Source organism: Ideonella alba, from assembly GCF_018069875.1.
Classification (GTDB): Bacteria; Pseudomonadota; Gammaproteobacteria; order Burkholderiales; family Burkholderiaceae_C; genus Ideonella; species Ideonella alba.
In genome coordinates this window covers 251,778-277,077 of record NZ_JAGQDF010000003.1, presented here as the reverse complement: position 1 = coordinate 277,077, position 25,300 = coordinate 251,778, and the positions used below count along the sequence as shown (strand labels likewise).

Below are 25,300 nucleotides of genomic sequence, written 5' to 3'. Positions count from 1 at the left end.
TCAGACCTGGGTCAGCTTCTTGCGGCCCTTGGCGCGGCGGGCGTTGACCACCGCGCGGCCGCCACGGGTCTTCATGCGGACGAGAAAGCCGTGCGTGCGGGCGCGGCGGACCTTGGAAGGCTGATAGGTGCGCTTCATGATGAAACCTGCTGGTAGGAAAGGAGTCGGGGCCCTGAGCGGCCGCCACCACCACCACGGCGGCCGTACCGGCCGCAGTTGCAGTTGCAACAGCCCCCCACCGAACCGCCGGATGAGGGCTCCGGCGTTGCAGACCTGCTCGCTGCCTGGCCAGGCACCACCCCCCGCAGCCAGTGCCGCGAAGGTGTGTCGGTGCTTGTTGCCAGCGCTTACAACTGCCACCCCGAGTTCGGGAAACCCTCAATTAGAGCAAAAAGAGCATTGCCGGTCAAACACTTGCACCACAGCATGCGCCCGCCCACGGGGATTGACCCCCGCCAAAAAACTGTGGATAACCGGGTCTGCATCGGCCCTGACCATGCGTAGAATCCGCCCGCTCGAAAAGAACTTGTCCACATGAGCCCAGACCTCTGGCAGCGCGTTTGCGAGCGCCTCGCGATCGAACTGCCCGAACAGCAATTCAACACCTGGATCCGTCCCTTGCCCCCCGCCGAGGTGGGCGAGGACGGCGGCGTCGCCGTGGCCACGCTGCGCGTGCCCAACCGCTTCAAGCTGGACTGGATCCGCAGCCAGTACAGCGCCCGCATCGAGACCGTGCTGGCCGAGCTGGCCGAGCAGCCGGTGCGCCTGTCGCTGACCCTGGCCCCGCGCGACACCACGCTGGCGGCGCCGCGGCCGCTGGAGTCGCGCCCGCAGTCCGCCAGCCGCGTGATGGCCCAGGCCATGATGGGCGCGCAGGCCAGCACCCATCTGCGCCCGCCGCCCCAGCAGACCGCCTGGGTACCCGACGGCGAGCAGGTGCTGGCCAACGCCCCCGGCGCCCAGCCGCTGCCGCAGGCCGCCCCCGTTTTGCCAGCCCTGGCACCCGCCGCCAACCGCAACCGCCTGAACCCGGCGCTCACCTTCGATTCACTGGTGGCCGGCCGCGCCAACCAGATGGCCCGCACCGCCGCGCTGCACGTGGCCGGCGCACCGGGGGTCATGTACAACCCGCTGTTCATCTACGGCGGCGTGGGCCTGGGCAAGACCCACCTGGTGCATGCGGTGGGCAACGCGCTGCTGAAGGACAAGCCCGGTGCGCGCGTGCTGTACCTGCACGCCGAGCAGTTCATCTCCGACGTCGTCAAGAACTACCAGCGCAAGACCTTCGACGAGCTCAAGGCCAAGTACCACAACCTCGACCTGCTGCTGATCGACGACGTGCAGTTCTTCGCCGGCAAGGAGCGCACCCAGGAGGAGTTCTTCAACGCCTTCGAAGCGCTGCTGGCCAAGAAGGCCCACATCATCATGACCAGCGACACCTACCCCAAGGGGCTGGTGGACATCGACCAGCGGCTGACCAGCCGCTTCGATTCGGGCCTGACCGTGGCCATCGAGCCGCCCGAGCTGGAGATGCGCGTGGCCATCCTGATGGCCAAGTCGCGCGCCGAGGGCGCGCCCATGCCCGAGGACGTGGCCTTCTTCGTGGCCAAGAACGTGCGCGCCAATGTGCGCGAGCTCGAAGGCGCGCTGCGCAAGGTGCTGGCCTACGCCAAGTTCAGCCACAAGGAGATCACCATCGCGCTGGCGCGCGAGGCGCTGAAGGACCTGCTGTCCATCCAGAACCGCCAGATCTCGGTCGAGAACATCCAGAAGACGGTGGCCGACTTCTACAAGATCAAGATCGCCGACATGTACAGCAAGAAGCGCCCGGCCAGCATCGCCCGGCCGCGCCAGATTGCGATGTACCTGGCCAAGGAGCTGACGCAGAAGAGCCTGCCCGAGATCGGCGAGCTCTTCGGCGGCCGCGACCACACCACCGTGCTGCACGCGGTGCGCAAGGTGGGCGGCGAGCGCCAGAAGGACACCGAGCTGAACCAGCAACTGCACGTGCTGGAGCAGACGCTCAAGGGCTGAGCCTGCCGCGCCGGCGCGCACCATCGTCGCGCCTCCTGAAATCTAGGTCTGTCGGCCCGGCCCTTCTGCGTCGATCATCCCTTCCGGCCTGTCGCCTCGGGCCAGTCAGGGAGCATCGATGAACAACACACCGCGCCTTCGCGCGCACCCGGCCGCTGGGCGCATGACGGCCGCCGTCCTCAGCGCCCTGCTCGGCACGGCACTGGTGGCCTGCGGCAATGGTCAGGACACTGCCCCAACCGGGCCGGACACCCCACCCGCGCTGGCCGATTACCGGCTGGCCATTGCGGCCCACGACGGCAGCGTGTCGCACTGGGCGGTGGTCGATCCGCTGTCGGACGCCGCAGCACTGGATCTGCCAGGGGCGGCCGACCCGCCCTCGTCGGCCCGCAGCGTGGCCGTGCGGGTGGACACCGCCACCCGCAGCGCCACCCGGCTGGGTGACCGTCTGCTGGTCTATGTGGCGCAGGAGCAGCTGTACCTGATCGACCTGCTGGGCAGCGCCCAGCCCACGCCGCAGCGCATTGGCGCGGCTGATCGCCTGTGCACGCTGAGCGCCCTGGTGCCGCTGCGCGCCGACGGCGGCGTGGCGGCCCTGGCGGTGACCCAGCGGCCTGCAGGTGCGGGCGATTGCAGCGGCCCGCTGGACACGCTGCTGCTACGCACCGACAGTGCCGCCAGCGAACCTGGCCTGAACCTGGGCGGCGCGCGGCTGCTGGCTGGCTTGCCAGCGGCCGATCTGAGCGTGGGCGCGCTGCTGCTGTCGCGGCCGGGCACCGGCGGTGCGGGCGAGTCGCTGCAACTGCGCGACGCCACGCTGGCCGCACTGCCGGATCTGGCACTGGGCACCGCGCCGGCGGGTGCCACGGCCCGCTTCCTGGGCCTGGATCCGTCCGCGCCCGGCCTGGGCTACGCCGCGGTGGGCCGCCAGGTCCGAGCGCTGCGCTGGTCAGGCCCCAGCGTCACGGTCGATGCCACCGCGGTGCAGGCGCTGGCAGGTGACGCGCCCGTCGCGCAGGGCGCGGCCGACGGTGTCTACCTGGTCGATGACGGCGCCGTCCACCGCCTGGCTGGCGGCGTCAGCACGCTGCTGGGCCGCATCGACGCCCGCACCGGCCCGCCCTACGACCTGGCACGCACGTTCCGCAGCGTGCACCTGACCGATACCCATGTGCTGGTGGACAGCCGTGCCTCGGGCCTGGCGACCACGGGCAGCTACGTCGCCAACCTCGACGAGGTGCACGCGCTGCCGCGCAGCGGGGGCACGCCGCAAGCGCTGCTGAGCGCCATCACGACCGACTTCATTCCGCGCGTGAACGCCCTCACCACGCTGGGCAGCACCGGGCAGCGCCTGCTGGTGGCGCAGAGCAGCTGTGGCTCGCTGGGCTGCGCCCGCCAGCTCTACGACGTCGATCCGCAGGCCGGCACCGCGACCCTGGGCCCGCTGGTGGCGGGTGTACTGCAGGCCGCCAGCGCGCCCATCGGCACCACCGCCCCGGTGACCCGCCGGCTGGTGTGCCCGGTGGATTGCCGCATCGATCTGCAGGAGCAACGCGCCAGTGACGGCGGGGCCGCGGTCAGCCTGGGGCCGCTGGGCGAGCAGCAGGTCATTGGCTGGCTGGCGGGCATCGAGGGCCTGCCGCTGGGCTTCTCGGCCGGCAGTCTGACGACCGACGCCAGCGGCCGCAGCGACGCCTGGCTGCTGCGCCCCGGCGTGGCCGGCTCGCTGCGGCGCTTGACCCAGCACCTGCCTTGATCGGGCTCACGCCACGGCCGGTCCGCGGCAAGCGGCCCCCCCTTGAACAGGCGTTGTCGGCCGCAGGGCCGGGCGCCCACACTCAACCCACCGCTGAACACCCGCAACCCGACTCCATGAAGAAGCATCCCTTTCATTCCCCCCGGCGGCGCGCCGTCGCCACCCCCGTGTGGGCCATGGCGGTGGCTGTCCTGGCCGCTTGCGGAGGCGGCGGCGGTGGCGGTGACAGTGGCGCGAGTGACGAATCCGCCTACCTGCGCTTTGCCGTGGTGTCCAGCGGTGGCACCTACCGTGTGCAGGCCTGGGACCCGATCGCGCCCGACCAGCTGCTGGTGGATGTGGCCAGCGATGGCGGCCCGGTCCAGGTGGTGCGCCGGCGCATCGCCGACACCGCCGCCCGCACCTGGACCGACGCCGAGGTGGCCCAGGTGGTCTTCATGCACGACCACAAGGTCTACCGCATCGACCTGCGCGGTGGCCAGGCGCACGAGCCGGTGCAGCTGTCAACGCTGGCGGTGGCCTGTGCGATCGACCGGGTGGAGGCGCTGGATGCGTCCGGCGCCCTGGCGGTGGTGGGCGTGCGCGCCGCCGCCAGTGTCGACACCTGCTTCAGCAGCGAGCAGCCCCGGCTGCTGCACACCGGCATGAACGCCAGCAGCGCGCCGGTCAGCGCGTCGCTGGTGGCGGTGCTGGCCGGCGACGACGGCCAGGCCAGCGGGGTGCTGGCCTCCAGCGGCAACCCGGGGGCCGCGGGGCAGCTGTCGCTGCTGAGCCCCAGCCTGGCGGTGTCCAGCGGTCTGTCGGGCCCCCGCGATGCCACGGCCCCGCTGTGGCTGGGCCCGGACCCGGCGGTGGCCGGCCTGGCCTACCTGCATGACGGCGCCGCGCTGCGCGCCGTGCACTGGACCACCGACGGCGCCCGCATCAGCGACCCGCTGCTGGCGCTGGCCGAGGCCCCGCAGGCCTGGCGCGCCAACGCCCAGGCGCTGTGGCTGGCCACCGCCCACGGCGGCTTTGTGCGCGCGCAGGCCGGCAGCGCCACGCTGGTGTCCGACCTGGCCCTGACCGAAGGCAGCGTGCCGGCCGTGGTGCCCACCGCCACCCGGGTGCTGGCCAGCTTCTGCGTGACCGACATGACCTACCTGATGCCGCAGTGCACCGTGCGCGCCATGCCGCTGGCCGGCGGCGCCTGGACCACGCTGATCGCCGACCAGCCGGGGGTGGATTCGGTGTCGCTGATGGGCGCGGTGGGCGAGCGGCCGCTGGTGCGCCACGACACCGGCTACTACTACGACTTCCACGGTTTTGGCGCCTACACCTACACGGCGCTGCGCCTGCTGGCGGCCGATGGTTCGCCGGGCGAGCTGGTGTCACAGGCCACCGCGGTGCCGGTGTGGGCCGCCCGCCACCCGATCGGTCAGCCCGCGGCGCTGGCCGGGACGCTGGACTGCAGCTCCGCGCTGTGCACCAGCGGCCAGCTGCGCTACCGCCCGCTCGGCGGCAGCGAGCAGGTCCTGGGTGACTGGACCGGCACCGGCGCCGGCTACCTGTACGCCGAGCACCCGCTGATTGAGGGTCTTCCCGGAGATCTGCAGCGTTACTTCGCCCAGGGCCTGCAGCCGATGCAGCGCTACACCGTGACGCCCGGCGTGGCCGGATCCCTGGGGCTGGTCAAGTAGCGTGCGGGTGGCGCCCGCCGGGGCGCCCGAATGGCCCGAAAACAGGCGAAAATGCGCAGTTGACGCCATCGCCCGATCCGGCTCATTCGAAAGAGGAAGACATGATTGTTCTGAAGGCCGCACAACAGCAGCTGCTCGCCGCCCTGCAATCGGTGGCCGGCATCGTGGAGCGGCGGCACACCCTGCCCATCCTGGCCAACGTGCTGGTGCGCAAGTCGGGCGAGACGATCGAGTTCACCACCTCCGACCTGGAAATCCAGGTGCGCACCAGCGCCGCGCTGGGCGGCGACGCCGGCAGCTTCAGCACCACCGTGGGCGCGCGCAAGCTGATCGACATCCTGCGCACCCTGCCGGCCGACCAGCAGGTGTCGCTCACCGCCAATGGCAACAAGCTGACGCTGCAGGGCGGCAAGAGCCGCTTCACGCTGCAGACGCTGCCCTCCGATGACTTCCCGCTGGTGAATGAGGCGGTGGACTTCGGCCCCGCCTTCAGCGTGCCGCAGAAGACGCTCAAGCACCTGATCGACCAGGTGCACTTCGCGATGGCGGTGCACGACATCCGCTACTACCTCAACGGCATCCTGTTCGTCGCCGAGGGCCGCACCCTCACGCTGGTGGCCACCGACGGCAGCCGTCTGGCGCTGGCCCAGGCACAGCTGGAGGCCGACATCCCCAAGCAGGAGGTCATCCTGCCGCGCAAGACCGTGCTGGAGCTGATGCGCCTGCTGAAGGACGGCAAGACGGCCGAGGGCGAAGACGAAGCCCAGATCGAGATGCGCTTCGCCGGCAACCAGGCCAAGTTCAGCTTCAGCGGCATGGAGTTCGTGACCAAGCTGGTCGAGGGCAAGTACCCCGACTACAACCGCGTCATCCCGAAGAACCACAAGAACATCATCACGCTGGGCCGCGCCCCGCTGCTGGCCAGCCTGCAGCGCGCCGCCATCCTGACCAGCGAGAAGTTCAAGGGCGTGCGCGTCAACATCGACCCCGGCACGCTGCGCATCGCCTCCAGCAACGCCGAGCAGGAAGAGGCCAAGGAAGAGCTGGAAATCGACTACGACGGCCCCGCCATCGAGATCGGCTTCAACGTCACCTACCTGATGGATGCCCTGGGCAACATGGGCCAGGAGATGGTGCGGCTGGAGATGCACGACGGCAGTTCCGCCGCGCTGATCACCATCCCCGACGACAACGGCTTCAAGTACGTGGTGATGCCAATGCGAATCTGACGCCCCCCGGCGCCACCTCCCACAAGCGGGTCTGTCCTTCACCGGGCACCCGCTTGAAGCGTTTTAGACAGGCCCCGTTTTTCACGCGGGCACGTTCCCGAAAGTCCCCATGAGCGACATCACCCCCACCCCCGACGAGCAGCCCGCGCCCCAACCCACCCCGGGTTCCGGCAGCTACGGCGCCGAGTCCATCCAGATCCTGGAAGGCCTGGAGGCGGTGCGCAAGCGCCCGGGCATGTACATCGGCGACACCAGTGACGGCACCGGCCTGCACCACCTGGTCTTCGAGGTGGTGGACAACTCCATCGACGAGGCGCTGGCCGGCCACTGCGACGACATCGTCGTGACCATCCACACCGACAACTCGATCAGCGTGGTGGACAACGGCCGCGGCATCCCCACCGGCGTGAAGATGGACGACAAGCACGAGCCCAAGCGCAGTGCCGCCGAGATCGCGCTGACCGAGCTGCACGCCGGCGGCAAGTTCAACCAGAACAGCTACAAGGTGTCTGGCGGCCTGCACGGTGTGGGCGTGAGCTGCGTGAACGGCCTGTCGAAGTGGCTGCGCCTGACGGTGCGCCGCGACGGCCAGGTGCACCAGATCGACTTCAAGCAGGGCGTGCCGCAGGACCGCGTGATCGAAGTGGTGGACGGCGTGGAGACCAGCCCGATGCGCATCGTCGGCCCCACCGACAAGCGCGGCACCGAGGTGCACTTCCTGCCCGACACCGAGATCTTCAAAGAGAACAACGAGTACCACTACGACATCCTGGCCAAGCGCCTGCGCGAGCTGAGCTTCCTGAACAACGGCGTGAAGATCCGCCTGGTGGATGAGCGCAACGGCGGCAAGGAAGACAACTTCGCCTATGCCGGCGGCGTGAAGGGCTTCGTCGAGTTCGTCAACAAGGGCAAGAAGATCCTGCACCCCAACATCTTCCACGCCCAGGGCGACAAGCTCAGCGACCAGGGCACCAACGTGGGTGTGGAAGTGGCGATGCAGTGGAACGACTCCTTCAGCGAGAGCGTGCTGTGCTTCACCAACAACATCCCGCAGCGTGACGGCGGCACCCACCTGACCGGCCTGCGCGCCGCGATGACCCGCGTCATCAACAAGTACATCGACGACAACGAGATCGCCAAGAAGGCCAAGGTCGAGATCACCGGCGACGACATGCGCGAAGGCCTGGCCTGCGTGGTCAGCGTCAAGGTGCCCGAACCCAAGTTCAGCAGCCAGACCAAGGACAAGCTGGTCAGCTCGGAAGTGCGCGCGCCGGTGGAGGACATCGTCAGCCGCCTGCTGACCGACTGGCTGCTGGAGAACCCCACCGACGCCAAGACCATCTGCGGCAAGATCGTCGACGCCGCCCGCGCCCGCGACGCCGCCCGCAAGGCGCGCGAGATGACCCGCCGCAAGGGCGTGCTCGACGGCATGGGCCTGCCCGGCAAGCTGGCCGACTGCCAGGAGAAGGACCCCGCGCTGTGCGAGATCTACATCGTGGAGGGCGACTCGGCCGGCGGCAGCGCCAAGCAGGGCCGCGACCGGAAGTTCCAGGCCATCCTGCCGCTGCGCGGCAAGATCCTGAACGTGGAGAAGGCGCGCTACGAGAAGCTGCTCAGCAGCAATGAAATCCTGACCCTGATCACCGCGCTGGGCACCGGCATCGGCAAGGGCATGGGCGGCGATGACTTCAACCCCGACAAGCTGCGCTACCACCGCATCATCATCATGACCGACGCGGACGTGGACGGCGCCCACATCCGCACCCTGCTGCTGACCTTCTTCTACCGCCAGATGCCCGAGCTGGTGGAGCGCGGCCACATCTACATCGCCCAGCCGCCGCTGTACAAGGTGAAGCACGGCAAGCAGGAGCAGTACCTGAAGGACGCCGCCGCGCTGGACGACTACCTGCTGAAGGTGGCCATCGACAGCGCCGCCATCGACCCCGGCAACGGCAGCCCCATCCTGAACGGCGAGGCCCTGGCCGAGAAGGCCCAGGCCTACGTCAAGGCCACCAACGTGATCGACCGCCTGAGCGCCTGGATGGACGTGGAAGCCCTGCGCGCCATCAGCGACGGCCTGACGCTGGACCTGGACAGCACCACCGCCGCCGAACAAAGCGCCATCGCCCTGAAGGCCGCGCTGCACGACGCCGAGGTGGAAGCCGTGTTCGACGAGCGCACCGACAAGCACCTGCTGCGCATCAGCCGCCGCCACCACGGCAACATCAAGAGCAGCATCATCAGCCCCGACTTCATCCACGGCGCCGACTACGACGCCCTGGCCACCGCCGGCCGCACCTTCAAGGGCCTGCTGGGCCCCAACGCCACCGTCAAGCGCGGCGAAGGCGAAAAGGCCAAGGAAAGCAAGTGCGGCGCCGACTTCCGCGCCGCCATGGCCTGGCTGATGGGCCAGGCCGAAAGCAGCGTGGGCCGCCAGCGCTACAAGGGCCTGGGCGAAATGAACCCCGGCCAGCTCTGGGAAACCACCATGGACCCCACCGTGCGCCGCCTGCTGCGCGTGCAGATCGAGGACGCGATCGAGGCGGACAAGGTGTTCACGATGCTGATGGGGGATGAGGTGGAGCCGCGGCGCGATTTCATCGAAACCAACGCGTTGCGGGCGGCGAATATCGACGCGTGACCCCGGCACAGGCCCTCGTCTACGCTTGAAGGACCATGTCGAAGAAGGGTACCAACAGGCCCGCATTGCTGCGCCACCTGGGCGACCCAGATCTTGTTGCGCTCATCAGCGCAGAAAAGCTGTCGCGGTCAGCGCAATTGATTGCGGCCGTGCGATGGGCATCGGTCAGTGCCATGGCGCACGGCGACACGACGGACATGCGTCGGTTGCTCGACGTCTTTCATGGCACGGCCTACCAGAGCCGACTCATCCGGTGGTTCGAGGATCGGTGCGGAATGCTCATTACCCGCACCGACAAAGGGCTGGAGATTGCTCGGCGCAAAGGGGCCATTCCCCGCGAACTGATCGAGCGTGAGTATTTTCCTGAGGCCGCCAAGGCAGTCGCCGATCAGGCAGCGGCAAAGCGGATAGAGGCGCTGATGCGCAAGGGAGTAGCGCCTAACAGTGACTCCTCCTGCATCATGGACAAAGGGCGCCGGCAACCTGGAAGTTTCGAAGGCGGCCGACGTCGTTGACACTAGGCCAGCACAGTCTGTCATCGCTGCATATAGGTTGGACTTCAGACTATCCGCGCGAACATGCCGCCCAGGTACTTGTCCCGCCCGTCCTCCATGAACAAGACGTGCCGGTCCTCCAGCTCCTGCTTCTTGGCCGGGTCGCCAACGTTCAACAGGTCGGAGAACTTGGTCGGCGACAGCACGAAGGCGTTCAGCACTAGGCGCGGCTCGCCTGCCTTTGCTTGCTTGTTCAGCGTGGCTTCCAGCGTCTTGACCTCCTTGTAGAGGCCCAGCTTGGGGTGGGTCAGATCCAGGTTGCGCAAGCCCTTCGGATCGACAAATGTCAGCCACTGCTCGCCCGTGGCATCGTCCACCAGCCACAGCAGGAAGTCGGGGTAGAAGTTGCCAGCCAGGGCGAAGCCCAGCCCCTTCTCTTCGCGATCAGCGTTGCGCAGCAGGTAGAGGCTGCGCTGGCCGACAGCAGCCTTGCCTGCCGGCGAACCGTAGAACTCTTGCAGGTCCTGCACGAATTGCCATTCGCTGGGCGCCTCCAGTGCCAACGGGCGCAGCTTCAATGGCACCGCGTCCTTGTCCTCCAGCGACAGCAGCGGGTAGTACAGGTGCCGGTCGAAGCTGATGGCGACCATGTGCGGTGCGTTCCATTTGCTGGCCTCGCCCAGCTTGCCGTCCGCCACCAGCTTCTTCAGCGTCTCCAGCCGCTTCATGTACTCCAGGCCGTTGTCGTTGTTCTCGATCTCGAACTGGTACAGCTTGAGCATCGAGCCGTGGTCGGCGTGCATGTGGACCACGTCGTAGAACTGGCCCTCGTAGCCCGACCTCAAGGCCTTGTAGAAGCGGTCGGTGTAGTCCGTCAGCAGGCGTAGCAGGATGTCCTCTTGCTTGCGCACGTCAGCGAAGCTATGGACAGCCAACTCGGCTGCCGGCACGAACAGGGTGTACCAGCTCGAATCGCCGTTGCAGAAGTCGATGACGCGCTGGCGATCCAGCCGCAGGTTGCTCCAGCTGCGCTGGATCTTGTGGCTCTGCAGAGCCAGGTAGATGCGGTCCCAATCGAACAGGCTGAACAGGTCGGTGTTCAGCTTGCCCTTGTTTCTGGCCTCGGTGGCCGCCGCCGCGCCTCCCTTCTGCGTGGAAAGCGCTTCGACGCGTGGGTAAAGGTCCAGCACAACGTGGGGCAGCTTGATCTTGCCCTGGAACTCGGTGGGCACTTCGTAGAGCCAGGGGAAGTGCTTGCGCTTGAACCCGAGCTTCTGGTTGTCCTTGTAGCCGTCCTTCAACGCGAGGGTCTTCAGCTTGCTCGCAGGCAGGTTGGCCCGGGTTGGGAAGTCCAACTCCAGAACTTCGTCGCTGGGGGTGATGCCCTCTTCGCGCAGGTAGTCCTTGAAGGCGGCCATGTAGCTGGCGCGCACGCCGAAGATGTTCAGCGCCTCCAGCTTGTCCAGGTGCGTGCCTTTGGGGCGCTCCTGCGGGAGGGTGCGCTTGAGCGAGTAGCCTTTGCCCTTCAGCCGCACGCCCCGCCCGAACAGCTGGATGATCTGAGAGCCTTCGCCTTGGCCCATGTTCAGCAGGCCCATCGTGGACACTCGCCAGCTGCTCCAGCCCTCGGTGAACTTGCGCGAGCCGATCAGCACGTTGAGCTTCGAGTCCTTGGCGTTGAGGGTGCCGAACAGGGCACCGCCGAAGTCGTCGGCCTCGTTGTCGAAGTCTTCCCGGTCTTCTGCGGCCTTGAAGAAGCCTGCGTCGTCGCCAATGTTAATCAGGCCGAACGGGTCGGCATCGCCGACACGCAGGGCCAGCTCGCCCTTGCTGCTCTTGATGTTGACCAGCTTCAGCCGCTGCCTTGCCGGTGCATTGAACACGCGGCGGAGGATGTCGGCGTACAGGCTGTCCACGTCCGAGGCGAAGGCCATCAGCGGCGTAAACCGGCCCTGGAAGATGTTGCTGCCCTTGGCGTTCAGCAACTGCGCGCGGTCGGCAATCAGGTCGGACAGCCATGTCTTCACCTCCTGGTCATGGTTCAGGAAGTACGACAGGAAGCTCACCACTTCCAAGATGTCCGAGTCCTCACCGGCCACCGTGTTGCCGACGAACACCCACAACGGCTTCTCGATGTTGAAGTCGGTCAGCTTGTCGCGGTGCGTGCCCCACAGCCAAAGCTGCTGGTAGAAGGACAGCAGGCAGGCGGTGAAGTACTTCTCCCGGTTGTCGGCCTGTTCGTAGGCCTCGCCGTTCATGTTGAGGATCAGCGATTCCTTGCCATAGCCGTCCTCGTAGAAGAACTTGTACGAGTAGTCGAACAGGATGCACTTGGCGTAGATCTCGCGGGTGGCGATGACCTTGGCCCGGCGCTTTTCGTCGGGCGTCAGCGTCAGCTGGGAACGTTGTGCGTCGTCGAGCTTCTTCAGGCTGGTCGTGTCGAACAGCATCTTGGCCCGGCGCTTTTGGATCTCCTCCTCGGCGGCCTCGACCGTCAGACCTTTGGCAACGGCTTGGCCGAAAGTGGCCGAGTACTCGAACGCAAAGCCACCGCGCACCAGCGCATCCCGGCGGCTCATCCAGGCGCCGGCCGCCGTGCCTGTGCCACGGTGGCCTTCGTCCACCAACACCAGGTTGTTGCCCTCGAAGGCTTCGACGGCAACGGTCTTGTCGCCCATCTCGTCGCCGAGCTTGTTGATGTCGATGATTTCGATGGTGCCGCGTGCCGGCGACTGCGCCTTGTTGAAGTGCTGGGCCAGGCCGAAGCCGGACAGGTGCAGTTCCTCCAGGTGCTGGCGGGACAGGCCCTCATTCGGCGTCAAGAGGACGATCTTGTCCGGGTACTGGTCGGCCTTGCCCGCCTGGAAGTAGTGCAGGTACTGCTTGATGTTGACGTGCAGCAGCAGCGTCTTGCCGCTGCCGGTGGCGTTCCAGAAGGCGACCTTGTTCAGGTCGTCGGCGTCAAAGTCCTTGAAGGGCTCGGCGCCGGTCTCGGCGCGGTAGCGCACCATTTCGCCATTCAGCCCGTCCAGCAGGTCTTGCCGGTGGTTGAAGTACCAGTCCAGGTAGATCTCGGTGAACAGCAGCGAGAGGTACTGGAAGTACTTCATGTGCAGCTCATGCCCTTCCAGCTTGTTTCGCTGGGCGGTGATGCTCTGCCAGTGCGCCACGATGTTCAGGTCGTACCGGCGCAGCTCGGGCTCGCTGACGCGATCCACCTGGAACAGGTTGCGGTTCAGCTCATGGAAGAAGTGCGTCTGCCCGTCCTCGTCGACGCCTTCGAACCGGTCCTCGCCCAACCGAACCTTGAGGGCCCCCAAGGTTCCACCCTTGAAGAAGCCCAGCATCCAGCGGTTGAGCACCAGCTCCTGGTGAAAGCTGCGCTTTTTGGTGCTGGCGGCCGGCGCGCCAGCCGCTTTGCGTGGCCGCGCCATCAGACATCCTCCGTCGAGAACATGCGTTCCAGGAACTCTGGTTCGATCTGCCGCAGCTTGAGCACGCGCGTGGCGCCACCTTCTTCGGCGGTCTGCGTCAGCACGGTCGGGATGTTGTGGTCGCCGTTGATGTAGACCACGTCGTATTCATTGTCGGCCGGGTTGATCGCCAGCTTGTCGCACAGCTTGGTGATGCCCTCGTAGTCCAGCTTCTCGCAGTCGCGCCAGAGCACAAGGCAGGTCTCGCCGCTGGGCAGGTTACCCGTAACGGTGACAAAACCGCGCTGCGGCTGCGCGTCGATATGCTTGACCCGCAGGCCGATCAGGAAGTTGAAGGTTTCGACCAGATCGATCTTGCGCGGCTCGAAGGCGCCCGCCGAATCAACGGCAACATTGAGGGTGTAGTCGAAGGGCTTTCTGAAGTCATCCACTGACAGTAAAGAGCCACGGCTTTCCACTTCCAGCAGATAGTTGAGCAGGTAGTCGTCATTGGCCTGCTGGGATAGCGCGTTCAGAATATCCCCCTGCGCGGACGTTCGGCGCAGCTGAAGGTTGTTCAGGGTGTCTTCGTAGCTTTCTAAATCAATGCACTTATACCCACTAAACTCAACATTGGATAGTGCGGATATACCTGATGAATCCCCATTGATGACTCTATCAATTCGCGTCTTTGCAATCTGAAAAATGTCTTTGCTTGATTCGATTCCAATCCACCTGCAGCCGATTTTAGAGGCTGCTGCTGCAGTTGTTCCGCTTCCTAGAAAAAAGTCCATGACGATATCCTCAGGACCCACGTTCGCGACTTTCAGTAGGCGATAGAGAAGTTTCTCAGGCTTCTTGCCATTTTTCAGTTCTACGCCACCCTCCTTGGATATGCCATTCCATGGAATATCACTCCAAAGATTGGTCAGTGGTTTGCATGGCCCCTCATCCAAAGACTCTGGACTCTTCTTGATCTTGTTGGAGTAGAAATAAATTTGTCGACCGCGCGTGATAAAAACTGGATCTGCCGATTCGCGCTCGACGACCATTATCTTGTCTGGATCTTGTTCCGACTCTGATTTGGCAGCAACGATCGCAGCGCCCGCATCTTTACTAATCGCAGTCAATTGAAAGACACTGCGGGAGTTTTCCAGACAAAACTCCGCAACTTTGGCGTTGAATCCCTCTGTCGTAAGGGCGGATCTTGCCCCACGAGCTGAATCATGCCCGAGTTTCTGTGCGACAAATTCAAACGCACTCTCGATTTTCCACTCGCGGTAGGGTTGCTCTATATTGGTGATGTACCATTTGTAATTGGGATCGTACTCAGCCGGAATGCTGTACGTCTTGTACTGGTATCGCGACCTATTCTTTGCGATCATCAGGACGTACTCAACGCATGAGTACGGGGATGGATTGACAGTCTTGTGCCCAGAAGGATCAGAAGTTTTTATCGAAAAGGTATTAATAACGTTTTCTCTGCCAAACAAACTGACACATAATTCCTTCAGTCGCTCAAGCTCTTTGTCGTCAATGCTTATATACAGGATCCCATCTTCTGAAAGAAGATCGCCGGCAATGCGGAGTCGGTCCTGAAGAAGGCAGAGCCAAGAAGAACGTTTGTACCGATCCTTGTACAGGAAAGTGTCTCCTTCGGTGTTGTACGGGGGGTCAATATAGATGCACTTTATTCTGCCAGAATAAAGAGGCGACAATAGTCGAAGCGCGTTTGAGTTTTCCGACCGAACCAATAAGCCCCTGATTTCTGCATCTTGAGATTTTCCAAAAATCTCGGTTGAAATATCGAACTTCTGCTTTAGCCAAAGAACCTTCTGGAAATCTTCCAATTGCGATAGGAATGTGATCAGCTCAAGCGCGATGCCACGCAAGCACTGAATCATTCGGAGTGATTTCTCGATGTCGCCGAATGCGCTGGCATTCTGGACATCGTCCAGATTCATGACTTCGTTCTTGATGTAGAAGTCCAGCTCGCGACGCAAAAAGCCGCCAAGATCCTTATGGATGAAGTAGTCGGCGGTGTTCTTGGTCGTGTAGTCCGATAGGTGCTTCTCAATAAGCGTGCGCTGTGGATCCTTCTCTGTAGGGGCTCGCCCGGCCAGCGCCAGCCAGCGAGCTTTGACTGCCTCGTCCGCCAGAACAGCTGCGACGGCCTTCTGAACCAGCGCGTCTTGCCTTGTTCCCTTGGGCTGCGGCGCGTACTCGAAACGCACCAGCAGTTCCTTGCCGCTTGCGCCGTCCACCTCCTCGACCGGGAGCAGTTCCTCTTCGACTTCGCCGCCCTGGCCATCGACCCGGGTGACCGTCTTTCGCGCGATCAACGCGAAGCGGCGTTCCTTGTCGTTGTCCTTTCGGTTGTCCTTGGCAGTGTCAGCGGCAACCAGACGGAAGTGAACGGTGCGACCGTCGTCGAGCTTGAAGCTGTAGTTGGCGAAGTTTTCGCCGCTCTTGGTGTAGTACTGGTCCTTGTTGGCCCAGTGCAGCATCACCTCTTCGCCCGCGTAGGGGATGGCGTAGGTGTCGCCCTTGTAGCGGCGCTGGCTGATGAAGTCGCCGTCCTTGTAGTAGCGGGAGAAGAAGGCCAGCAGGTGCGAGAACACAGCGTTCTCATGCTCTGACGCGCCGGCCTGGTACTGCGCCAGCTTCTCGCGCAGCTCGCGCACCTTGGGCACGGTTCCGGGGTCGATGCCATCGGCCTGGTACTGCGCCTCCTTCTCCTGCAGCTCACGGGCGACTTGCTCTTGTTGGGCCGCGCTGCCTTGGGCCAGCGCGGCCTTCACCTTCTCGGGCAGGCGTTGCTCCAGGTAAGCGTTGATCTCGGCGGCACGCGTGTTGAGGATGCGGTAGATGCCGAAGTCGAGGTCGGGGCGGTCAATCTGGAAGATCTCGCGCAGCTTGGCGACCAGTTCGATGTGTTTGCTCATGACAGGTTTGTGCAGAAGTTCTTGTCGGTATGGGTGTCGTGATGGATCGTGACTGACGTGGCGGAGCGGTCAGACGACGGTCCAACGCAGGGTGAATAGGTGCTCTTCCTCGGTGGTCTGCTTGAGGCGCTCTTGCAGAGCCTGGATGAGGGCGTCGCGTCGCTCGATGATCTCGTCCTCGACGGCGAAGATGTCTTGCCGCTGCTTGCGCTGCTGGCGCTCCAGCGCGCTGAGTTCCTGCTGGATGTCGGACTGTTCCTGCAAGGTGGCAGCCTTCCGGGCATCGCGCTTCAGCTGAGCGATCCGCGCCTTGGTGTTGCGCAGTTGCTCCTCGGCCGCCATCAGCTTGTCGTCGGCCCACTTCTCCAGCTTGTCGCGCTCCTCGGTGAACAGCCGCTGGTTGGTCTCCAGGATCGCAGCGATGGTGGCTTCCACCTGCAGTGCGCTGTTGGTCGCCAGCACATCTGGCGGGGTCGCGGCTGCGCCGGTCAGCGACGCTGGGCGGCCGGCGGCCTGAATCGACATCAGGCGCTCGCAGGCTTCCTGGTCGAGTGTGGATCCGTCGTCACAGGTGCCCGAGAAGAGCAGCGTCTCAGTGGTCTCGTAGGCGGTCACCACCAGTCGCACCAGACGCAGCCAGCCAGACTTGCCCTTTAGGCGCTCAATGACGGACACCCGCGTGCCGTGCTTGGAGTAGTCCAGGCTGATGGCGGCTGGTGGGGTGGCTGCGCTGCGGGCTGTGTCGATGCTCCACTCGCCCAGCGGGTGGCTAAGCCGGTAGGCATGGGCCAGCATGTCGGCCTGAGCTCCACCTCGCATGAGTTGGTAGCGGCCCGCAGGTGCGCCAGCGGCGCACGCCGGCGGCGGGCTGGTGAGCGAGAAGGCGTAGTGCTGCTCGTCGAACTTGGCATGGCCAGCCAAGGCATACCGGGTGACGCCCCAGAACCAGCGGCCGATCTTGTCCAGCCGGGCTTCGGCCTCGTCCAGTCGCAGCTTCAGCCGGTCGTGCACGTCTTCGTCGAAAGTCTCCAGCAGTTGAGCCTGGGTGTCGCGGATGCGGCTGTTGATGGACTCTTCAAGTTCCGCCTGCAGCGCGTTGAAGGCGGCTTCGATGTCCTCTGGCCGGCGGCAGGTGTCGTAGATCTGCAGGATCCGCTTCTCGAAGTCGATGCCGCCCTCGATGCGGCCCAGCACTTCGTCCGACGCGCCGAACACGCCCGAGAACAGGTTGAACTTCTGCGTCAGCAGCTCCAGCACGCGCTGGTCGGCCTGGTTGCGGGTGTTCAGGAAGTTGATGACCACCACGTCATACCGCTGGCCGTAGCGGTGGCAACGGCCGATGCGTTGCTCGACGCGCTGGGGGTTCCAGGGCAGGTCGTAGTTGACGATGAGCGCGCAGAACTGCAGGTTCACGCCCTCGGCGGCAGCCTCGGTCGCAATCATGATGTCGGCGCCGCTGCCATCGTCCTTGCGGAAGTGGTCGATGAGTGCGGTGCGGCGGTCCACCTGCGGCGACCCCGTGACCCGGTCGGTGCCTTTGTACTGCTCCAGCCAGGCCTGGTAGATGGCGGTCTGTTCTTCGTGGCTGTTGGTGCCGCTGAACATGGCCAGCTTGCCGGCGTAGCCGTTGGCGCTGAGGAAGCGGTGCAGGTACTCCTGGGTGCGCTTGCTCTCGGTGAAGACGATGGCCTTGCGTGGGCCGCCCATCTGCGCCATGTTGGCGAAGCCCAGTTCCAAGGCGCGCAGCAGCGATTGGGCCTTGGTGTCCGTGGTCAGCGCGGTGGCGGCGTCGATGAAGGCGGTGATCTCGGCGATCTCTGCCTGAATCGCTTTCCGTTTCGAGGCTTCAGCCTCGGCCGAAGGGTCGATGTCGGCTGATCCACGCCCACCGGCGCTGGTGTTGGCTCGGTCTACAGCGTCGGCCTCCGCATCCTCCGCTCGCTCTTCCAGTATGTCTTCTTCCAGGTCGTCGTCTTCGACAAGCTGCTCCACCAGGTCGCGCCCGTCGCCTACGTCCTCACCGTCCAGCATGCGCTGAAGGCGTGCGCGGATGGTGGTCAGCGTGGCCGACACGGCGTGTGAACTGGACGCCAACAGCTTGCGCAGGATCAGTGACGTGAGGTGCCGCTGCTTCTTCGGGAGCGCGAAGGAGTCTTCGCTCTGCAGGAAGGCCGAGATGCGCTCGTACAGCGACTGCTCGTCATCCGTCGGGTTGAAGGGCTGGGTGAGGGCCTTGCGCTCGGTGTACTTGACGTACTCCAGCACATCGCGCCGCAGGGTGCGCTTGGTGAACGTGGCCAGGCGGCTTCGCAGCTCGTCCAGGTTCCCGCCGTTGGCCATGTACTGCTTGCGGAAAGCCGCCTCGTCGCCGAACAGGTGTTCATCGATGAGGGTGGACAGGCCATACAGCTCCAGCAGCGTGTTCTGCAGGGGCGTAGCGGTCAGCAGCAGCTTCTTGCGGCCGTCCAGCGCCCGGCGCAGGGCCTGGCCGGTGCGGTTGCTGGTGCGGTGGGCATTGCGCAGCTTGTGCGCCTCGTCGATGACCACCACGTCCCACGGCACTGCGCGCAGTTCGGCCTCCAGCTTGGCGGCGAACTGGTAAGACATGATGACCACCTGCTTGCCCGCGAAGGCCTGCAGCGTGGCCAGCAGGTCGCCCGCGCGGTGTTTGCGCATGGCCACGACATCCAGCACCACGCTGGGCACGGCGAACTTGTCGTGCAGCTCCTGCGCCCACTGCTTGCGCAGGCTGGCCGGGCAGACCACCAGAAGGCGCCGTCGACGTTCAGCCCAGAACTGGCACAGCACCAGTGCGGCTTCGATGGTCTTGCCAAGACCGACTTCGTCGGCCAGCAGCACGCCTTGCTGCAGAGGGTTGCGCAGGGCAAAGAGCGCCGCCTCTATCTGATGCGGGTTGAGGTCAACGCTGGCGTCGAAGAGCGACTGGGACAGTCGGTCTACGCCGTCCGCAGCGTGGCGACGAGTCAGCTCGTGCGCGTAGTACTTGGCGTGGAAGGCCGAAACAATCATTGCGTGTGATCGGATCTTGCCGACCAAAGGCTGGATGTGCAGTTGGGCAAGTATTGGCTTTCGATACGTGAGTTTGGCCTCTGCGGCATTGGATCGCTACGGGTCAACTTCGTGCATTTGCGTAGCCGAGGGCGGCCGCAGACAGTTGGCAGGGTCTTCGAGGCTTTCCAGTCTCAATGATGCAGCGAAGCTGCTGTCGGTCGTGGACTATCCATCAGCCTCCGCCTCCGGCCACAACGCCGGAAAGTAGAACCTCAGCGCATGCAGCGGCACCCCAAAGCGCACCCTGCCACGCGCCGAGTCCGAGGTCAGCAGCTCGCGGCTGAGCAACGCGCCCAGCACCGTTTGGGCGGTGCGCTCACCCAGGCCGCCCATCAAGTCCTTGAACGCGCCACGCTCCATGTCACCGCCGGTCTGCAGCAGGTAGTGCAGCGGGATGGCGGCTTCCATGCGCACGCCGGTCTTCATGTGCTCCTCGAAGGCCAGGCAGGCCTTGATTCGGTCGAGCATGGTGGCCATTTGCAGGCGCTCGGCCATGAAGCGGGCCTGGTCGATGCAGGTGTCCAGCACGAAGTCGATCCAGGCGACCAGCGCGGATTCGCTGAGGTTGCCGCGGCCGTCCAGGTCGCCACGGCGGGGCTCGTCGGCCGCTTGCAGCAGTTGGTAGTAGCGCCGGTGCTGGCGTGCAAAGCCGCGCAGTGGTGACCACAGGCCGCCGGTGTAGCCCAGCGCGTGCAGCGCCAAGTGGGTGTGGAGCCGGGCCATGCGGCCGTTGCCGTCCAGGAAGGGGTGGACCCAGGCCAGCCGATGGTGTGAGGCGGCGATGGCGACGAGGGTCAATTCACCGCGCCGGGCGCTGGCGTACACCTGTGCCCAATGAGCCAGGAAGGCGGGCACGGCAGCGTGGGCGGGCGCAACGTGCTGGCCCACCTCCACGTCGCGGGTGCGCCATTCGCCAGGACTGAACGGCAGCCCGTCGTCGCTCACGCGGTCAGCCTGCGGCAGAGGCTGAAAGAGGGCGCGATGGATGTGTTGCGGCGCGTCCGGTGTCCACAGCGCCGGGTAGTCCTGCGGGGTGGCATAGGTGGCCTGCAATTGCGCTTCGGCCTGCATGTGGGCGATGGCCAAGTGCTGCCGGCGCGCCAGGTCACGGTCGGCCGAGAAGTCCTGGCGCAGGGCCTGGTCGATCTCGGCGGGGCGGGTGTGCTGACCCTCGATGCGGTTGGTGTAGTACGAGTTCATGGCCCGCAGCAGTTGCTGCAGAGCCAACGGGATGGGGGGGCGGCCCGCGGTGGCTGCGGCCTTGACCAGGTCAGACGCCTTGTCCAGCAAAGGCTCCAGCATTGCGGCCGAGGGCAGCAGCGGGGTGAACTGGTGGGGCTGGCTATAGAGGGCCACGGCGGCTTTGATTTCAGTCTCTATTGCCGATCCTACACCGGACGTAACCTGCTGTCTTTAAAGGATATTTAAATATTCATTCCGATCAGATTGCCGATCTTTTTGCCGACAGCCTTGCGACAACTCACGCAAGCCATGGGGGGTGCTTCGAACCCACAGCGTGGCCCCGCACCCATGCCTCGGCACACGGCTGAATCATGTCGAAAAATTGGATGAATTTCGACATGTTCTGGCATCATGTCGATCGGACGAACACGTCCGGAGACACAGGTCGATTTCAGGGCCTTCCATCGACATATGGCATTCGATCCCTCCAAGCCCTACAACGACCTACCCGCGCTGCCGCCGATGGTCGATGTGGAGTCTCGGGCCGTCCTCAAGGCATGCATCTCGGCGCGCGCTGCCGTCGGCGAGTTGAAGGCCGCCGGGCAGCTGATCCCGAACCAAGGCGTGCTCATCAACTCCATCCCGCTGCTCGAAGCCCAGGCCAGCAGCGAGATCGAGAACATCGTGACCACCACGGATCAGATGTTCCTCTTCGATGGCGTCAGCGAAGGTGAGGCAGATCCGGCCACCAAGGAGGCACTGCGCTACCGCACCGCGCTGTGGGAGGGCTACCAGGCGCTCAAGACGCGTCCACTGTCGACGAACACCGCCGTGCAGATCTGTCGCGCGATCAAGGGCGTCGACATGGACATCCGCAAGACGCCCGGCACCACCCTCAGCAACGACCGCACCCGGCAGGTCATCTACACGCCCCCCGAGGGCGAGGGGCTGCTGCGCGAGAAGCTGGCCAACTGGGAGCAATGGATGCACGGCACTTTGCCGGGCACCGCGGATATCGACCCCCTGGTGCGCATGGCGGCGGGCCACTACCAGTTCGAGGCCATCCACCCATTCACCGACGGCAACGGCCGCACCGGGCGTGTCCTGAACCTGCTCTACCTGGTCGAGCAGGGCCTGCTCGATATCCCGGTCCTCTATCTCAGCCGCCACATCCTGCGCCACAAGGCCGACTACTACAGCGGCCTGCAGTCGATCACCGAGACGGGCGTGTGGGAGCCCTGGTTGCTCTACATGCTCACCGGTGTAACCGAGACGGCCCGCTGGACGATGCACAAGATCATCGCCGTGCGCGGTCTCCTGGAGGAGACCACGGAACGGATGCGACGTGATGCCGGCAAGATCTACTCCCGCGAGCTGGCCGAACTGGTGTTCGTGCGGCCGTACTGCCGGATCGCACACGTCGTGGAGGCGGGGCTGGCCAAGCGCCAGACCGCCAGCACCTATCTCAAGGAGCTGGCGGCGATCGGCATCCTGCGCGAGCACAAGGTGGGCCGGGAGAAGATCTTCCTCAACCCGGCGTTCATCGAGCTGCTCAAGCGCGACTGAACGGCGCTGGGCGCGCCAATCGGCGCCCGGCCGTCACACCCCCACCAACACCCCCACCGCCGCATTCACCGCCACCCTCTGCGCCTCATTGCACTCCGCCACGCTCGTGCGCGCACTGTCCGGATACACCTCGGTGGTGGTCACGAACCGCGCCCCCGTCATCCCCCCGCACAGCCCCAGTGCCCGCTTGGCATAGGCGATCACGCCGGGCCGCAGCATGGGTGAGCCTATGAGCCGGCCGCTGTCGTCGGGCTCGGCGATGTGGGTGACGTGGCGCACGGCGCTGATCACGGCTTCCTGGAAGTCCAGCTCGGGCCGGTCGGTGTCGGCCACCAGGTAGAAGCCGTCGGGGATGGGGTGGAGGTCGGGTTGCTTGCCGTCGCGGGCGGCCTTGGCGGGTTCGAATTCGCTGTTGTCGGTGTCGGTGGTTTCGTGCAGGTCGATGTGCAGGTCCACGCGCGGGGCGTGGCGGGCCACGCAGGCCAGGGCCCAGGCGGCTTCGGGGACGGGGCTGTCGCGGCGGAAGTGGCGGTTGGGGTCCAGCGCGGCGGGGTTCCAGCGGTTGATGGTCTCGTAGCCCCAGGGGCTGATGCAGGGCAGCAGCAGGATGTTGACCCGCGCGGCGTGGCGCGCAAAGTCCTGCGCCAGCCAGCGCAGTGCGCCTTGCACGCCGCTGGTCTCGTAGCCGTGCACGCCGCCGGTGACCAGCACGGTGGGGCGGTCGTCGCGCCAGGCTTTGCTGCGCACGGCGCGCAGCGCGTAGCGCGGCAGGCCCAGCGCGCTGTGGTCCAGCGTGCCGCAGTCCAGCAGTTCACCCTCGGGCGGCAGGTGGGCCTGCAGCGGGGCTAGCACCTCGTCGGCGTAGCTGCGGCGCAGCGGCTGGCGCGCCAGCCAGGCGGCGCGCTCGGCAGGGCCCCAGGGGGTGCCGGGGGTGCCGATGGGGTAGGGCAAGGTCGGGTTCACAGCTCACTCCGGAAGGCGCGCATGGTGCGGAGCATTGTGGCGCGGGGGGCTGGCCAGCCCGGTCTCCGCCCGGGCCGTGGCCCGGCCGTCTGCGCTCAGGTCTGCCTCAGCGCGGCATTGAGCTGGTCGGTGATCTCGGCCCAGTCCGAGTCCTCGCACACCGCGTCGCGCAGGAAGCGCGCCTGCTCCGGCGTCCAGAAGGGCGCCTCCTCCAGCCTCAGGCCGCCGTCCAGCGGCGAATGCTGGCGGATGAACCGCGCGATCGCGGCGTTGTCGCTGGACAGCCCCAGCTGGGCAAACAGCTCGCCGAAGCGATGAAACGGCGCATCCATCAGACCACCTCCCTGAGGCTGAACGTGGCAACCCTGTCAACAGGACCGATGCCATCGTACGGGCATGGGGATCTACCTGCCGCCGGCAGGTGCATGCGCCCGCGCCGCCTCCAGCCGCCCCCCGAAGGCCCCCGCGCCGCTCAGCGGCACGATCAGGCGCTGCGTCGCCCGCGTGGCGGCCACGTAGAACAGGCGCGCTTCCTCGGCCTCGTCCTGGCCGGGCTCGGGCATCTGGCCGGCGCCGCACAGGGCCACCACCGGGAACTCCAGGCCCTTGCTGGCGTGCATGGTCAGCAACTTGATGGTGTCGGCCAGCGGGTGGAAGCTGCCGCTGCCCTGGCGCACCTCGTGCGGCAGGCGGCGGTGGCGCAGCACGGCGGCGCAGCGCTCCATCTGGGCGTGGTGGCGGCACAGGATGGCCATGTCGCCCCAGGCGTGGCCTTCCTGGTGGGCGGCGCTGAGCAGTTCGGCCAGTTTCAGGGCCTCGTCGCGCAGGCTGGGCAGGCGGATGATCATTGGCTCGGGGCCTTCGCGGCCGCAGCTGACGGGGTGCAGCAGCGGCACGCCGTCGTCGCCGCAGTCTTCGGCCTGCAGCAGGTCCTGAGCCACCAGGCTGGCGGTCTGCAGGATCTGCCGCGTGTTGCGGTAGTTGATCTTCAGGATGGTGGTGCGGCCCTGGGCCTGGATGCCCAGGCTCTTGAAGCTGAACTGGCGCGCGCGGCGGCGCTGGTAGATGCTCTGCGCGTCGTCGTACAGCACCAGCAGGCTGTTGGTGGCGGGGTCCACCATCTGCGCGGCCAGCTTGAGCCACTCGGGTTGGAAGTCGTGCCCCTCGTCGATCATCACCGCCAGGTACTGGCCCGAGGGGATCTGGCCGCGGTCCACGCCGCGGATCACGCCCTGCACCATCTGCTCGAACAGCTCGGGACCTTGCGGTGGCAACGACTGACCAAAGGCCACCAACTGCTGTCGACACCAGCGGTGGAAGTTGCGCACGTGCACCTGCTCAGCCAGGCCCTTGGCCTGCATCAGCGCCTCCAGCTTCACGGCCAGCGGCTGGTTGTAGCAGAGCACCAGGATGGGCTTGGCGCCAGCGGCCGCGCGGGCCAGGTGCTCGGCGCGGTAGCTCAGAATCATGGTCTTGCCCGAGCCGGCCACGCCATGGATCACGCGGTGGCCGTCGCCCAGGCTGCGCGCCAGTTGCTCCTGCTGCAGGTCCATCACGCGCATGATGTCGGGCAGTTCTTCGGGCGCGTCGACCGGCGTGTCGAACAACGCCAGCTGCGGGTTGACGCGCACCTCTGGGAACAGGATCCAGCGCACGCGGTCGATCTGCGGCAGGGACAGGGCGCCACGCATCAGGATGGGAAACATGCCCCACAGCGCGCTTTGGAACTCTTCGGGCTCCACCGCGGCGGTCATCTCGTCGCTGCAGATCACCCGGTGGGGCTCGATGGCGCGGTTCAGCTCGGCGGCCATGAACTGCTTGCGGGTGATGTGGGTGAAGATGGCGCCGTAGCTCCACGGAAAGGCCAACGAGCCATCGGGGCGGGTCAGGCGCGCATCGCGGGCCAGCGCGTCGGCCACCTGATGCGCGTAGTGGCGCGCCTGCTCGATGGGGTTGGGCACGCTCTTGGGCGCACCGTGGACCAGGATCTCCCAGGTCTGCTTGCTGGCACTGACGATGGTCTCCAGCCGCCAGTCCTTGACCTCCAGGATGAGCAGGCCGCGGCGCGGGTGCAGCACCACGAAATCGGGGTGGGCGTGGCGCGGGCCCACGGGCACGTCGTACCAGGCCAGGTAGTCCCCGTCCAGCTTGGCCTCCAGCCGCTCGGCGGTGCGACGCTCGCCGGCCGTCATGCGTGAGACGCAGGTGCTGAGGGCGGGGATGACGGTGGCCATGGGTCAAGCGGTCGGTAAGCCGAAAGCGATTTTCCTCTCACACAGCCACCGCTGGATGGGGGCGATGGGGTCGGCAATCGGTTATGGTGGGC

General features: G+C 65.7%; 15 protein-coding genes. 7 read left to right on the top strand and 8 right to left on the bottom strand.

What is annotated here, in order from left to right:
- On the bottom strand, window positions 1–138 hold the full coding sequence (gene rpmH, locus KAK07_RS06545; RefSeq protein ID WP_210804599.1) for a 50S ribosomal protein L34: 138 nt from the start codon (window positions 136–138) through the stop codon (window positions 1–3).
- Window positions 139–534: 396 nt separating this feature from the next.
- On the opposite strand from rpmH, the gene dnaA reads away from it, so the two are divergent.
- From dnaA to KAK07_RS06515, 6 genes are all read left to right on the top strand, one after another.
- A complete protein-coding gene (gene dnaA / locus KAK07_RS06540; RefSeq protein ID WP_210851211.1) occupies window positions 535–2,034 on the top strand; it encodes a chromosomal replication initiator protein DnaA in 1,500 nt (499 codons plus the stop codon).
- A gap of 163 nt (window positions 2,035–2,197) precedes the next feature.
- Complete coding sequence (locus KAK07_RS06535; protein ID WP_210851209.1) at window positions 2,198–3,790, top strand: hypothetical protein; 1,593 nt, start codon at window positions 2,198–2,200, stop codon at window positions 3,788–3,790.
- 176 nt (window positions 3,791–3,966) lie between these two features.
- Window positions 3,967–5,469 (top strand): hypothetical protein, encoded by a 1,503-nt coding sequence (locus tag KAK07_RS06530; RefSeq protein WP_210859702.1) that lies wholly within the window; start codon window positions 3,967–3,969, stop codon window positions 5,467–5,469.
- 101 nt (window positions 5,470–5,570) lie between these two features.
- A complete protein-coding gene (gene dnaN, locus KAK07_RS06525; protein ID WP_210851205.1) occupies window positions 5,571–6,698 on the top strand; it encodes a DNA polymerase III subunit beta in 1,128 nt (375 codons plus the stop codon).
- 109 nt (window positions 6,699–6,807) lie between these two features.
- Complete coding sequence (gene gyrB, locus KAK07_RS06520) at window positions 6,808–9,339, top strand: DNA topoisomerase (ATP-hydrolyzing) subunit B (protein WP_210859700.1); 2,532 nt, start codon at window positions 6,808–6,810, stop codon at window positions 9,337–9,339.
- A 35-nt stretch (window positions 9,340–9,374) separates the two neighbouring features.
- A complete protein-coding gene (locus KAK07_RS06515) occupies window positions 9,375–9,854 on the top strand; it encodes a hypothetical protein (RefSeq protein ID WP_210859698.1) in 480 nt (159 codons plus the stop codon).
- A 44-nt stretch (window positions 9,855–9,898) separates the two neighbouring features.
- Here the strand turns inward: KAK07_RS06515 and KAK07_RS06510 are convergent, their stop codons facing one another.
- The 4 genes from KAK07_RS06510 to KAK07_RS06495 form a co-directional block, all read right to left on the bottom strand.
- Window positions 9,899–13,267 carry a DEAD/DEAH box helicase family protein gene (locus KAK07_RS06510; protein ID WP_210859696.1) on the bottom strand — a complete coding sequence of 1,123 codons (3,369 nt, stop codon included), beginning with the start codon at window positions 13,265–13,267 and terminating at the stop codon, window positions 9,899–9,901.
- Window positions 13,267–16,191 (bottom strand): site-specific DNA-methyltransferase, encoded by a 2,925-nt coding sequence (locus KAK07_RS06505; RefSeq protein WP_210859694.1) that lies wholly within the window; start codon window positions 16,189–16,191, stop codon window positions 13,267–13,269. Before KAK07_RS06505 ends, KAK07_RS06510 begins: the two co-directional genes overlap by 1 nt.
- Before the next feature lie 69 nt (window positions 16,192–16,260).
- Window positions 16,261–19,248, bottom strand: a complete 2,988-nt coding sequence (locus tag KAK07_RS06500; RefSeq protein WP_247664252.1) for an SNF2-related protein — start codon at window positions 19,246–19,248, stop codon at window positions 16,261–16,263.
- A 180-nt stretch (window positions 19,249–19,428) separates the two neighbouring features.
- A complete protein-coding gene (locus tag KAK07_RS06495; RefSeq protein ID WP_310740707.1) occupies window positions 19,429–20,619 on the bottom strand; it encodes a Fic family protein in 1,191 nt (396 codons plus the stop codon).
- A 297-nt stretch (window positions 20,620–20,916) separates the two neighbouring features.
- Between KAK07_RS06495 and fic the strand changes: the two genes are divergently transcribed.
- Window positions 20,917–22,011 (top strand): protein adenylyltransferase Fic, encoded by a 1,095-nt coding sequence (gene fic, locus KAK07_RS06490; protein ID WP_210859692.1) that lies wholly within the window; start codon window positions 20,917–20,919, stop codon window positions 22,009–22,011.
- A gap of 33 nt (window positions 22,012–22,044) precedes the next feature.
- Here the strand turns inward: fic and KAK07_RS06485 are convergent, their stop codons facing one another.
- The 3 genes from KAK07_RS06485 to KAK07_RS06475 all read right to left on the bottom strand — a co-directional run bounded on the left by KAK07_RS06485 (window position 22,045) and on the right by KAK07_RS06475 (window position 25,208).
- Window positions 22,045–22,974: a M14 family metallopeptidase gene (locus KAK07_RS06485; RefSeq protein ID WP_210859690.1), complete on the bottom strand. Its 930-nt coding sequence runs from the start codon at window positions 22,972–22,974 to the stop codon at window positions 22,045–22,047.
- Between the two features lie 95 nt (window positions 22,975–23,069).
- Window positions 23,070–23,306 carry a DUF2789 domain-containing protein gene (locus KAK07_RS06480; protein ID WP_210859688.1) on the bottom strand — a complete coding sequence of 79 codons (237 nt, stop codon included), beginning with the start codon at window positions 23,304–23,306 and terminating at the stop codon, window positions 23,070–23,072.
- 72 nt (window positions 23,307–23,378) lie between these two features.
- The gene (locus tag KAK07_RS06475) at window positions 23,379–25,208 is read right to left on the bottom strand and encodes a DEAD/DEAH box helicase (RefSeq protein WP_210859686.1); all 1,830 of its coding nucleotides are present in this window, start codon (window positions 25,206–25,208) and stop codon (window positions 23,379–23,381) included.
- Window positions 25,209–25,300 lie beyond the last annotated feature (92 nt).

What these genes read in the sequence shown, in the direction of transcription:
- KAK07_RS06475 (WP_210859686.1), bottom strand. Translation starts at nt 25,208, where the DNA reads ATGGCCACCGTCATCCCCGCCCTCAGCACCTGCGTCTCACGCATGACG.
- dnaN (WP_210851205.1), top strand. Translation starts at nt 5,571, where the DNA reads ATGATTGTTCTGAAGGCCGCACAACAGCAGCTGCTCGCCGCCCTGCAA.
- rpmH (WP_210804599.1), bottom strand. Translation starts at nt 138, where the DNA reads ATGAAGCGCACCTATCAGCCTTCCAAGGTCCGCCGCGCCCGCACGCAC.
- KAK07_RS06530 (WP_210859702.1), top strand. Translation starts at nt 3,967, where the DNA reads ATGGCGGTGGCTGTCCTGGCCGCTTGCGGAGGCGGCGGCGGTGGCGGT.
- dnaA (WP_210851211.1), top strand. Translation starts at nt 535, where the DNA reads ATGAGCCCAGACCTCTGGCAGCGCGTTTGCGAGCGCCTCGCGATCGAA.
- KAK07_RS06515 (WP_210859698.1), top strand. Translation starts at nt 9,375, where the DNA reads ATGTCGAAGAAGGGTACCAACAGGCCCGCATTGCTGCGCCACCTGGGC.
- KAK07_RS06535 (WP_210851209.1), top strand. Translation starts at nt 2,198, where the DNA reads ATGACGGCCGCCGTCCTCAGCGCCCTGCTCGGCACGGCACTGGTGGCC.
- fic (WP_210859692.1), top strand. Translation starts at nt 20,917, where the DNA reads ATGGCATTCGATCCCTCCAAGCCCTACAACGACCTACCCGCGCTGCCG.
- KAK07_RS06510 (WP_210859696.1), bottom strand. Translation starts at nt 13,267, where the DNA reads ATGGCGCGGCCACGCAAAGCGGCTGGCGCGCCGGCCGCCAGCACCAAA.
- KAK07_RS06480 (WP_210859688.1), bottom strand. Translation starts at nt 23,306, where the DNA reads ATGGATGCGCCGTTTCATCGCTTCGGCGAGCTGTTTGCCCAGCTGGGG.
- gyrB (WP_210859700.1), top strand. Translation starts at nt 6,808, where the DNA reads ATGAGCGACATCACCCCCACCCCCGACGAGCAGCCCGCGCCCCAACCC.
- KAK07_RS06505 (WP_210859694.1), bottom strand. Translation starts at nt 16,191, where the DNA reads ATGAGCAAACACATCGAACTGGTCGCCAAGCTGCGCGAGATCTTCCAG.